The organism is Oleiphilus sp. HI0117 (assembly GCF_001635235.1).
Genome location: NZ_LWGA01000540.1, coordinates 1 through 11,939, shown reverse-complemented (window position 1 = coordinate 11,939; position 11,939 = coordinate 1). Strand labels below are relative to the sequence as shown.

11 protein-coding genes are annotated in these 11,939 nt (G+C 41.5%); 10 read left to right on the top strand and 1 reads right to left on the bottom strand.

From position 1 onward, the window contains the following. From A3757_RS06030 to scpB, 4 genes are all read left to right on the top strand, one after another. Nucleotides 1–847 (top strand): FAD-dependent oxidoreductase (locus tag A3757_RS06030; RefSeq protein ID WP_082872069.1); only part of this gene is annotated, 847 nt, incomplete at its 5' end. A 175-nt stretch (nucleotides 848–1,022) separates the two neighbouring features. After that, nucleotides 1,023–2,240 (top strand): tryptophan--tRNA ligase, encoded by a 1,218-nt coding sequence (locus A3757_RS06025; protein WP_082870226.1) that lies wholly within the window; start codon nucleotides 1,023–1,025, stop codon nucleotides 2,238–2,240. A 26-nt stretch (nucleotides 2,241–2,266) separates the two neighbouring features. Next, nucleotides 2,267–3,061: a ScpA family protein gene (locus A3757_RS06020; RefSeq protein ID WP_068511048.1), complete on the top strand. Its 795-nt coding sequence runs from the start codon at nucleotides 2,267–2,269 to the stop codon at nucleotides 3,059–3,061. A gap of 11 nt (nucleotides 3,062–3,072) precedes the next feature. After that, nucleotides 3,073–3,759, top strand: a complete 687-nt coding sequence (gene scpB / locus A3757_RS06015) for an SMC-Scp complex subunit ScpB (RefSeq protein WP_068511046.1) — start codon at nucleotides 3,073–3,075, stop codon at nucleotides 3,757–3,759. A gap of 26 nt (nucleotides 3,760–3,785) precedes the next feature. Here scpB and A3757_RS06010 read toward each other — a convergent pair whose 3' ends face one another. Next, complete coding sequence (locus A3757_RS06010; RefSeq protein WP_082865192.1) at nucleotides 3,786–5,171, bottom strand: anthranilate synthase component I family protein; 1,386 nt, start codon at nucleotides 5,169–5,171, stop codon at nucleotides 3,786–3,788. 102 nt (nucleotides 5,172–5,273) lie between these two features. Between A3757_RS06010 and A3757_RS06005 the strand changes: the two genes are divergently transcribed. The 6 genes from A3757_RS06005 to A3757_RS05980 all read left to right on the top strand — a co-directional run bounded on the left by A3757_RS06005 (nucleotide 5,274) and on the right by A3757_RS05980 (nucleotide 11,909). Then, a complete protein-coding gene (locus A3757_RS06005) occupies nucleotides 5,274–5,804 on the top strand; it encodes a hypothetical protein (RefSeq protein WP_068553449.1) in 531 nt (176 codons plus the stop codon). A gap of 367 nt (nucleotides 5,805–6,171) precedes the next feature. Next, on the top strand, nucleotides 6,172–7,545 hold the full coding sequence (locus tag A3757_RS06000) for a DUF6160 family protein (protein ID WP_068739311.1): 1,374 nt from the start codon (nucleotides 6,172–6,174) through the stop codon (nucleotides 7,543–7,545). 318 nt (nucleotides 7,546–7,863) lie between these two features. Then, entirely contained in the window at nucleotides 7,864–8,457 is a 594-nt protein-coding gene (locus A3757_RS05995; RefSeq protein WP_068553980.1) for a hypothetical protein, read from the top strand. 378 nt (nucleotides 8,458–8,835) lie between these two features. After that, complete coding sequence (locus A3757_RS05990; protein ID WP_068511038.1) at nucleotides 8,836–9,096, top strand: FmdB family zinc ribbon protein; 261 nt, start codon at nucleotides 8,836–8,838, stop codon at nucleotides 9,094–9,096. A gap of 66 nt (nucleotides 9,097–9,162) precedes the next feature. Beyond that, a complete protein-coding gene (gene aspS / locus A3757_RS05985; RefSeq protein ID WP_068553654.1) occupies nucleotides 9,163–10,941 on the top strand; it encodes an aspartate--tRNA ligase in 1,779 nt (592 codons plus the stop codon). 206 nt (nucleotides 10,942–11,147) lie between these two features. Then, nucleotides 11,148–11,909: an amidohydrolase family protein gene (locus A3757_RS05980; protein ID WP_068511034.1), complete on the top strand. Its 762-nt coding sequence runs from the start codon at nucleotides 11,148–11,150 to the stop codon at nucleotides 11,907–11,909. The last annotated feature ends 30 nt before the right edge of the window (nucleotides 11,910–11,939 follow it).

Here is an 11,939-nt window from a genome sequence, read left to right as displayed (position 1 = left end):
GGTTGTGGGTGGTGGCTATATAGCTGTAGAAATGGCCGGAATTCTTCAAGGGCTTGGTGTCGACACGACCTTGGTTTATCGTGGTGAGCTGTTCTTGCGCGGTTTTGATCAAGAAGTGCGGGAGTTCGTGCGTGATGAGATTAGCAAAAAAGGTATTCGCTTAAGGTTTAATGAGAATATCGACAGTATTTCAAAGCTGGATAACGGTTCTTTAAATCTTCAGCTAAAAAGTGGCGCTACCGAATCTACTGGTTTGGTGCTTTATGCAACAGGTCGAAAGCCATACTCCTACGACTTAGGCATAGAGAATACTAAGGTAGCGCTTGATGACAAAGGTCAGATTAAGGTTAATGATTATTTTCAAACAAGTGAACCCTCGATCTATGCGATTGGTGATGTAATAGGTGGTATGCAGCTTACGCCGGTTGCGCTTGCCGAAGGTATGTTCTTAGCTAATTATTTCTTTTCCTCAACTAAACCTTCATTAGTCGACTATTCCTTGATACCGACGGCTGTTTTTTGTCAGCCAAATATTGCTACGGTTGGCTTGAGTGAGGAGCAAGCGCGGGAAGAGTTTGATGACATTGATGTCTATGTGTCTAATTTTAAAATGATGAAGCATACTTTGTCTGGGCGTGATGAACGTACCTTAATGAAGATGGTTGTAGACAAGAAAACAGATGCTGTCTTAGGTGTTCACATGGTTGGTGCAGAGGCCGGAGAGATTATTCAAGGTATTGCCGTTGCATTAAAAGCTGGCGCTACGAAACAGAGTTTTGACCAAACTATTGGTATTCATCCTACTGCTGCAGAAGAATTTGTAACGATGCGCCAGCCTAGAACTTAAGGTTTTTTTGCTTCGATCACCAGAAAAATACACTGACCCTGAAATTATCAAGAAAAGTAAGTATACTTCCGTTTTTTACGGAAGGTGGTATGTAAGTAGTCATTGGTATTTTTTACGAGCCAGACTTTCATCACGTAATCCATTATCCATAGCAGATTATAAATAGGAGCCAGCTTTGAGTTCGGTTGAATCACAGCAAAGAGTTTTATCCGGTATGCGCCCTACGGGCAAGCTACATCTTGGGCATTATCATGGTGTACTCAAGAACTGGGTAGAGTTGCAACACGATTATGAATGTTTCCTCTTCGTTGCAGACTGGCATGCACTCACAACGCATTATGAAGACCCTTTCATGATAGAACAGAGCGTGTGGGATATGGTGATCGATTGGCTTGCTGCGGGTATTAACCCAGGTTCAGCGACAATGTTTGTTCAGTCTATGGTGCCTGAACATGCAGAGTTGCACCTATTGTTGTCAATGATGACGCCTTTAGGTTGGCTGGAACGTGTACCAACTTACAAAGACCAGCAAGAGAAGTTGAAAGAAAAAGATTTGGCAACTTACGGTTTCTTAGGTTATCCATTATTACAAAGTGCTGACATCTTAGTTTATCGTGCGGGTTTTGTTCCTGTTGGTGCTGACCAGGTAGCTCATGTCGAATTGACGCGTGAAATTGCTCGTCGCTTTAATCATTTATATGGTAAAGATCCGGGTTTTGAAGAGCAGGCTGAAGCAGCGATAAAGAAAATGGGTAAGAAAAACGCCAAGCTTTATCGTAATTTACAGAAGCGATTCCAAGAACAGGGCGACGATGAGGCTTTGGAAACTGCAAGAGCTTTGATCAAAGACCAGCAAAATATATCACTAGGCGATCGTGAACGCTTGTTTGGTTTTATTGAGGGAGGCGGTAAAGTGATTCTACCTGAGCCTCAGCCATTATTGACTGAAGCATCGAAGATGCCAGGTTTAGATGGTCAGAAAATGTCCAAATCTTACGGCAATACTATTGGCTTACGTGAGGATCCGGATTCGGTTACTCAAAAAATACGAACCATGCAGACAGACCCACAACGTGTACGCTTATCTGATCCGGGTGATCCAGATAAGTGCCCTGTGTGGAAGTTGCATGATGTTTATTCCGACGAAAGTACTAAATGCTGGGTTCGTGAAGGTTGCACCAGTGCAGGCATTGGTTGTTTGGAATGTAAGAACCCAATAATTGAAAAAGTGCTTGAAGAGCAGCGCCCAATTCGTGAACGTGCTCGCCAGTATGAAGAGAACCCAGAATTAGTGCGTAGTATTTTATCTGAAGGTGCCGAGCGCGCGCGTGACGCAGCAAAGGGAACGCTTCAGGAAGTTCGACGTGTAATGGGTTTATCTTTCGGCGCGTAAAGTGCTAGAAGATAGGGGGCTTGAGTATGTCAGCTGTGCAACAAGAATTACCTTTGGCAATTGTCGAAGGTAAAGTTGTAAGGGATGTCCCTCAAGACCTCTATATTCCCCCCGATGCTTTATCGGTTATTCTCGAAGCCTTTGAAGGCCCGCTAGATCTGCTCCTGTATTTGATACGACGCCAAAATATGGATATTCTGGCAGTTGATGTGAGTGAGATAACGCGTCAGTACATCGAATATATTCAAGTTGCGAAAAAGATGAAGTTCGAGCTGGCTGCTGAGTACCTACTCATGGCTGCGATGTTGGCCGAGATCAAATCTCGAATGTTATTGCCTAAAATTTCGCATGAAGATGACGAAGAAGAAGACCCACGTGCTGAATTGATTCGTCGCCTTCAGCAATATGAACGCTTCAAGAAAGCAGCTGAAGATTTGGATGAGTTACCACGCGTTGATAGAGAAATAGTTCCTGTTCATATCAAAGCAGAAACCAGTTCTGACGGAAAGATACATCCTGATGTCTCGCTAAATGAGTTAATTCAGGCACTTAATTCTGTTCTGCAACGCTCTGATATGTTTGTAAGCCACCATATTGAAAAAGAGAAGCTCTCAACTAGAGAGAGGATGACAATTATCTTATCTAAGGTAACGCCCGAACAGTTCGTCCCTTTCGCTGCGCTCTTTAGTCCAGAGGAAGGGCGAGATGGTGTTGTGGTAACATTTTTGGCAATTATGGAATTAGTTAAAGAGCAGTTGCTCGATTTTGTTCAATCAGAAACCTTGGGGCCTATTCATGTTCGGGCGCGCGGAGCACAATAAAGAGCTTTGAAATGGTAGACATTAAAGAGTTACTTAGTTCAAATAGCGAAGATCTTACTAATGTAGGGAATCAATACACCTATAATTCACTTGAGCCCACCGTTGAAGTATTAAAACCTATTGTCGAAGCGCTTCTGTTTTCAGCAGGTAAACCTTTGTCTATCGATGCGATTCAAGCTTTATTGGAACCTGACCTTACGCCTACCAGGGCAGTGTTTCGCTCCGTATTGCAAGAAATTGAGGAAGACTACAAAGGTCGTGGTGTTGAGTTGGTTGAGTTTTCTGGCGCTTATCGCTTTCAGTCCCGGCCTTCAATGAGCGAGTGGGTACAGCGTTTATGGGAAGAACGACCTCAAAAGTATTCCAGAGCACTTTTGGAAACATTGGCCTTGATTGCCTATCGCCAACCGATTACGCGTGGCGATATTGAAGAAGTTCGGGGGGTTGCAGTCAGCTCTACCATAATGAAGACCCTGCTAGAAAGAAATTGGGTGCGAGTTGTGGGTCATCGCGAGGTTCCCGGTCGACCAGCAATTTATGCAACGACCAAGCATTTTCTTTCCTATTTCAACCTAAGCAGCCTTGATGACCTGCCAACCTTGGCCGAAATTCGAGATATTGAGCTAATTTCCAAAGAATTAAATGCACAATTAGAGCTAGTCGGCACCGAAGATGAGTCAGTAAAACAGGACGATTAGCTCTATATAAGGAAGGCTCTATATGCTTATTCCGAAATTCCCGTTAAATTACTGACCTTAGTTAAACTTTCTAGATACTCTTCTTTACAGTTTGAGTCGTGAACGATTCCGCCGCCGCCCCAGCAATGTAATTTATTTCCCGAATGCACAATGGTTCGAATAAGTATATTACTGTCAAAATTTCCATTTCCATTTAGATAAAAAATTGAACCGCAATAGGCGTCTCTGCCGGAGCCTTCTAACTCATTAATAATTTCCATTGACCTAATTTTAGGAGCTCCCGTAATAGACCCACCTGGAAAACAGGCAAAAAATGCATCTAATTCGGTAACATCCTTCCTAAGCCTCCCTTTTATATGGCTAATTAGGTGATGTACATTCTTGAAAGTTTCAAGTTCGAATAGCTTTTCCACCTTAACACTGCCTAATTCACAAACTTTGCTTAGGTCGTTACGAAGTAAATCAACAATCATTAAGTTTTCGGCTTGGTTTTTTGTGCTTTCTTGCAATTTTTGCGGGGCTTCAGCTTTATTTGTATTCTGAGCGGTGCCCTTTATTGGTTTTGTGTTTATTTCTTTATTCTTGATTCCAATAAATTGTTCAGGCGAGAAGCTTAATAACTGTTGATCGTCACTAAAAGAGATGAACGCTGAATAAGGCGTATCGACTTTTTCTCTGAGTTGGAAATACAAAGGGAGTGATGGGTCATCAAAATCTGCTTCAAAACGCTGAGTTAGATTTACTTGATAACAGTCTCCGGCAATTATGTAGCTTTGTATTTGCTCAAAAGCTTCTGAATAACGCTGATATGAAATGGTCTTCTGCCAGTTAGGCTTGTTAGTTTGCTGCTTATGTTTATATGTGGCGTTCTTTTCGTGGGTATCGGAAATAATATTTTCAATCTTGTCTCGCAAATCGAGAGGGCAGCGTGGTGAATACGTTAGATAACCGCGCTTTTGTTTTTTGTCATGAATATAAGACCAGGTATATTCACCTATATATAGAAGGGGGAGTTTACTTTCTTCCATTAATTGAGGTGCTTCAATAATATTAAGAGCCCCATACTCATAACTTGAGTATCCAATTAACCCTGCTGTAAAAGGTAAATCTGAAAATATTGATGGGATTTCTTGTTGCTCGTAGTTAAGTGACTCATGAATATTGCTTGGCTTAACTAGGTTTGGAGTGTGAGATAACTCTGCTTTATTTATTGTATGAGTAAATAAAGGCGAACCGCTAATAATATTGAAGCGACCTTTTGACTCATCAACGCCGCTATCTAAAAAGATTGAATGGGGGAGGGAGGCTAACAAGGCATGGCACTGCGCTTCATTAAGAATAATTTCCTTTTGTAGCCACTTTGCCGGGTGTTTTGTTTGATTTGTTTGGTAAGCTGTTTCAAAATTCTTCATTAAGTTATCGCAAAATTAAATTCTATAAGAATGTATATGGACATTTGTTCGACACCCGATAATTTATCGCCGTAAAATAAAACATAACAATTGGAGTTTTTAATGAAGCGTTCATTCTGCTGCCTTTTACTTCTAGCGCTATGCGTTTTGTCTTGGGTTTCTCCCTTGCAGGCTGAAGATTTTAACTCTTTAAAGCGTGCCAAGCTAACAGAAGCGCAATCTGTAAACCAACTCAAATATATGATGGTCAAAGGCTTTGATAGAATTAAAAAGGAAGTTGTTAAAAACGGTTCTTTCCCTCCATTTGGCTTGACGCTGTCTCCTGATGCCGAGTTTAAAGCAGTCATTCCAGATATTGAAGCAAAACTACCTTCACAGGTTGTTCTAGTAAAACTCGCTGAAAGCATGGCAGCTATTGCTCAAACGCGTTCAATGTGGGCAGTTGGTATTATGTATATTAGGGCCATCAAGCGAGATGACGGTACATATCTCCAGAGAATTATCGTGATGACAGAACATATTGCTGGTTGGGCTCGCCATTGGGCATACCCTTTTAAGATGGAGGATGGAGAGTTTAAATTGGGTACCCCTCAAGAATTGGAAGTAAAGCCGGTTTACTTTACTAAAAAATAAAAGCCTTGTTTTATTAAAGCCGCCTATAAAGGCGGTTTTTTCGTTTAGGGGCTCTATTTAACTCAATATTTTGTATTGTTTTTCTTTATGTCGACATTTTTTTCTTTCTTAAATTCTAAAATACGCCCGAAAACAGCCTTCAAATGTCAAATTCTGTTAAAAACCCTTACATTTCTGCCTAAAGGTTACTCTCCGTAACTTTTTGTGAAAGCAATCACGGTAAATAGAAATCAAAATACATATTATGATCTCACTGGCGAGCAACACAGCTTGTTAGAAAAAAATGAAATCATATAAATCAAATGATCGCGTTAAGACACATAAGTCTAAGACAGTTTTAACGTAACCTAAATATTAGGAGAATAATATGAAAGGCCTGAAAAAAATCGCACTAGTTTCTGCAATCGCTGCTGCTTCTGCTGGCGCACAAGCTGAACTTAAAGCTCTAGACGACTCAGCAATGGGCGAGCTAACTGGTCAAGCTGGTTTGACTATCGATATAGAATCTAAAGTTTCTATCGGTCAGTTCATGTATAAAGATGCTGGTAGCCTATTCATCAACGATATCAAAATCGGTGGTAACCAAAATCTTACTGATGACCCGAATAACCTAGCAAACAACACTGACATGCTTGACAATATCCGTATGAACATCGATATTGCTGGTTCCGCTGCTACTGGCGAAAACATTTTAGATCGTGGTTTGTCTGATTTTTACGGTGCTGAAGGTCTAGCTGCATTGGCTCTAGCATACGGTGCTGTAGATGACGGTCGTCTAGCTGGTTTGGCTGGCGGTATCGAAGCTAACGCTGGTGGTGCATCTTTGACACAGCTAGAAGCTAACAATGTACAATTTGATCCAGTAAATGCTCCTGGTGTATCTGTTGTTCAAGCAATTGCAACTGCAACTGGCGGAACATTCGTTAAGGGTCGTGTTGGTATCGAAGACGGTGACTTGTTAATTCACGAAATCGCTACTGATCCATTGGCTGCTCTTGTCAGTGCTGATGACCTTATCGCTGGCGGTGCTACTGCACTTAGTGGTTACACAACTCAACAAGTTATCGACGCAGCTGTATCAGCGGTTGATTTCAAATACGAAATCGGTGCAATCGGTATTGCAGAGTCTTCTTACCAGGAAGGTGCAGATCTTACTACTGCACAAACTACTACTTTGATCAGTGACCTAAGCATTGCTGGTTACTTGGGACACAAAGATATCCATATCGAAAACAATGGTAATGGTTTCGGCGCTACTGACACTGATGGTAACGGTCGTATCTCTAATGCTGAAGCTACTGATGTTGCTACTGGTTCTACTGGTTACGGTGATGCGAACTCAAAAATCCACATGGATAGCTACTTCAACATCACTGATTTAGATGTTTACATCGATATCGCTGGTGTTCAGATCAACGATCTGAAAATCCACAACCACCGTGGTGACACTTCTGGTCTAGACGGATTGAATGCATTCGGTTTCGCTCACTCAATGCGTGACATTTACGCTGTTAAAGACGCAGTTCTTGATCTAGGTTCTGTTGCTTTGAACCCAGCTGGTCAAGTTTTCCAAGGTACCAACACAAGAGAAGGTTATGTTGACGGTATCGCAATCAACACTACTTCTAAGTTTGACCTAGATATCGGTTCATTGTCTTTCGGTGACACTGGTACTTCTATCGGTAAAATCTACTTGACTGATGTGACTAACACTACAAACTGGACTATCTCTGCTCACTAAGATCTTGATCTTAGCTGAAGCTGGATACGAAAGTGTTTAGTTAAGTTAGAAGCAAAACGAGAAACCGCCTCACATTGTGAGGTGGTTTTTTTAGTTTCTGTTGTCTGTAAATTCTGTTGGCAGGGAAATGTGGGGTAGGCTTTTGTGGCTAAAAGTGTTTGTTATGAAATTCCGTTCACTGCCTCGTTCACATTATAAAAAATGCCTAACAAAAGTCACAAATTCTACTGATTCACTGTAGACATTCTTCTCTCGCCCAGATAATTTATATCCACAACAGTTTTATCTCACCGTTATAATAATGATTGGAGTCTCTATATGAAGATGTTGAAATTTGGTTGGATACTGCTTGGTTTGCTGTTCTCAGTGTCGAGCACCTTAGTATCAGCTGAAGAAGGCAAAAGAAAAATAAAAGCAGAAGATCTTGTCGAGGCGCCAATTGCCGAGAGCGCTGTTGACCTTAACCAAGTGAGGCGGGGTAAGGTTACTGAGGAGCAAGCGATCGCGCAGCTTAAATATATGATGGTGCAGGGTTGGATGCGCATGGAAAAGAACTTGCTTGAACGTGGTGAATTTTTACCTTTTGGGATGGTACTTTCCCCGCAGGGTGAATTTAACGTGTTAGCTATTGAGCACCAAAATCTTGTTAAAAAGGATTTTCAACTAGCCTCAATCATTCAATATTTAAAGCGTATTGCTAAAACTCGTGCAAAGTGGGGTGTCGGCTTAATGTATATTGAAACAAGAAAGAATGCTGATGGCTCATCCATGGACTACATTCGAGTAGTGGCAGAGCATATAGCGGGCTGGGCTAGATCGTGGTCTTACCCTTATAAGGTGGTAGATGGTGAAGTTAAGCTCGGCGCACCAAAGGAGACGGTTCTGAAGCCCATCTATTTTCAGTCTAATTAAATGAATAGCAAGGAGGGAGGAAAAGCTCGCTTCTTATTCTATCTTTAGCTTTATAAGGCCGCCCAGAAGGGCGGCTTTGTTTGTTATAGGGTTCGCTTGCTTAGGTGAATATCGTTTTGTGTGTGCTTTTTATTATGCGGATATGGATCTTACAACAAATTATGTAATTGTTAGGTGTTAGCCTTTAACGATTTGTTATTCAAAATGAACCCTGAGCGCGTAGTCTGTCGGGGTTTTTTGGGTTTTATAGCGCTGATTTTAATATTTAGATTGTATATACTGTGCGCCGATTTTGCTTAGTCATGGCTGTTATGTGATTTAGATGTCATGTCTTTAAATAAGTATGTAAAGAAAGATTTATATAGGTGGTAATGAATAATGCCGATTTATGAATATGTGTGTAAATCTTGTGGTTTTGAAAAAGATGTCTTACAGAAAATGAGTGATAAGCCATTAACTGATTGTCCTGAGTGTAGCGAAAGTACTTTTTCAAAGCGTATATCCGCTGCTGGTTTTAGGTTATCAGGGTCAGGTTGGTATGAGACAGATTTTAAAACAGGAAATAAGAAAAACCTGTGCAACTCAAAGAATGAGAATAGCTCTAAATCTAAAGGCAGTGAAAGCTCTTCAGCAGCCTGATAAAGTAGCGATTTAACAAAGATAATTAACAATTAATCAGTATTTAGAATTAAGTGAGAATAGTTTATGCGAAGCCATTATTGCGGTTCGGTTAATGAAGATAATATCGGTCAAGAAGTGACTCTCTGCGGTTGGGTTCACCGTCGTCGTGACCATGGGGGTGTTATATTTCTAGATATGCGCGATCGTGAAGGTATGGCTCAAGTTGTTATAGATCCAGATACCGAGCAGGCTTTTGCGTTAGCTGATCGTGCAAGAAGTGAATGGGTACTGCAGATAAAAGGCCTTGTTCGTGCTCGCCCAGAAGGCACCGTTAATGACAATATGCCCACTGGTAAGATTGAAATACTGGGTAAAGAATTAACGATATTGAATGAAGCAGAAACACCACCATTCCCGCTAGATGGTTACGTGGATGTAGGCGAAGACACTCGCCTAAAGTACCGTTTTATGGATCTGCGTCGTCCAGAGATGCTTAACAAGCTCGTGTTCCGCTCTAAGGTAACTAACTATATCCGTAACTTTTTGGATAAGTTGGACTTTATGGATGTTGAAACGCCTATTCTTACACGAGCTACACCAGAAGGTGCGCGAGACTATTTGGTTCCTAGCCGTACTCATCAAGGTAACTTTTTTGCATTGCCGCAGTCGCCGCAGTTATTTAAGCAGCTACTAATGGTGTCGGGTGTTGATCGTTACTACCAGATTGCTAAGTGCTTCCGTGACGAAGACCTTCGTGCTGATCGTCAGCCTGAGTTTACGCAGGTAGATGTCGAGTGTTCTTATATTGAAGAAGATCAATTGATGGGCATGATGGAGTCTTTAGTTGGCTCAATGTTCAAAGATTTGCTTGATGTCGAGCTTGGTAACTTCCCGCAAATGAGTTACGCCGAGGCAATGAGCCGTTATGGTAGTGACAAACCGGATCTACGTATTCCCTTAGAGATTGTGGATGTTGCTGACTTAATGGCAACTGTAGAATTTAAAGTATTTGCTGGGCCTGCAAAAGACCCTAAAGGCCGTGTTGCTGCGCTTAAGGTCGATGGCGGTGCATCATTATCTCGTAAGCAAATTGATGCATACACTGAGTTCGTTGGTATTTACGGCGCGAAAGGCTTGGCCTGGATCAAGGTTAACGAACTTGAAAAAGGCGCTGAAGGCCTACAATCACCAATTGTTAAGTTCTTGGGTGAAGATGTTGCCCTATCCATTATGGAAAAGGTGGGTGCTAAAAATGGCGATATCGTCTTCTTTGGTGCTGACAAAGAGAAAATTGTCAACGAAGCGCTTGGTGCACTTCGATGCAAGATCGGTGAGGACCTTGATCTTTATACTTGTGAGTGGGCGCCAATGTGGGTAGTGGACTTCCCAATGTTTGAGGAGTTAGATGACGGTGGTTTAACAGCTATTCACCATCCATTTACTGCTCCATCGTGCTCACCTGAAGAGTTGAAGCAAGATCCGGCAACCGCTTTGTCAAGAGCTTATGATATGGTCTTGAATGGTTGTGAATTAGGCGGTGGCTCAATTCGTATTCATGACGGCACCATGCAAAAAACTGTTTTCGAGATTCTTGGTATCGATGACGAAGAAGCCCAAAATAAGTTTGGTTTCCTATTAGACGCCCTAAAATATGGTTGTCCTCCTCATGGTGGTTTGGCCTTTGGTTTGGATCGTCTAGTGATGTTAATGACTGGCGCTAAGTCTATTCGTGAAGTGATTGCCTTCCCTAAAACACAAAGTGCAACCTGTGTGTTAACTCAGGCTCCTGGCGAAGTTGATAATAAGCAGCTTCGTGAACTTCACATTCGTGTTAAGTCTAAAGAAACTGAGAATAAAGCTTAAAATTTAAGCTTTATATCTAATTTGTGCGGTGAGAGTTTAGCTCTGCTAAACCCACCGCACTGATTTCTTTTCTTTTTATTAGCTGAACTTGATAAGTGCTTGATGAGCTAAAGCTTGGTTTGGTTTATCTATTTTTCTAAGGCAACTTCGATCCATTGGTGATGTTCTGTATCATAAGAGCCGTCCTTTACATTGGGAGTGCTTAGTTGTCAGTTTTTGATGCTCATTTTCATATAATTGATAGTCGATTTCCCTTAGTTTCTAATCACGGCTTCTTACCAGATGACTTTGATGTAGAACAATATCTTGAACGTGTCTCACTGCTTAATATCAAGAGTGGTGTCGTTGTTTCAGGCTCTTTTCAGGCTTTTGATCAGAGCTATCTACTTTCGGCGCTTGCCTTACTAAACTCAAGATCTAATAATTTTGTCGGGGTTACGCAGGTTCCACATGATATTTCTGATGGTGAACTATTAAAACTCGATGCTGCCGGAGTAAGGGGGGTTCGCTTTAACCTCTTTCGGGGTGGAAGTGAGCGGGTTGGCTATCTATGCTATTTCGCACAACGAGTTTATGACTTGTGTGGTTGGCATATTGAGTTATATATTTCATCTGAAGGTTTATATCATCTTCAAGATTTGATCAAGAATTTGCCTAAGGTATGTATTGATCACATGGGTATGGAGAAGTCATCGTTTCCTGTTGTAGATGATTTATTAAGGCATGGCGTTTATGTAAAAGTTTGCGGCTTTGGTCGAGTCGATTTTGACCCTATTAAGCGCCTTCAAGAGATGGTGCTGATTAATCCTAATGCTTTGATGTTTGGAACAGATCTTCCCTCAACGCGCGCTTTGAGGCCATTTAGAAATGAAGATTTGAGTTTGATTAAAGGCATTTTTTCTTCCGATTCGTACCAGAATATTACCTGGCATAATGGTAGGCGGTTTTACCGCCTTGATACTGATTAACAATCAAAAGGTTTAGAAGTATGTCCCTGA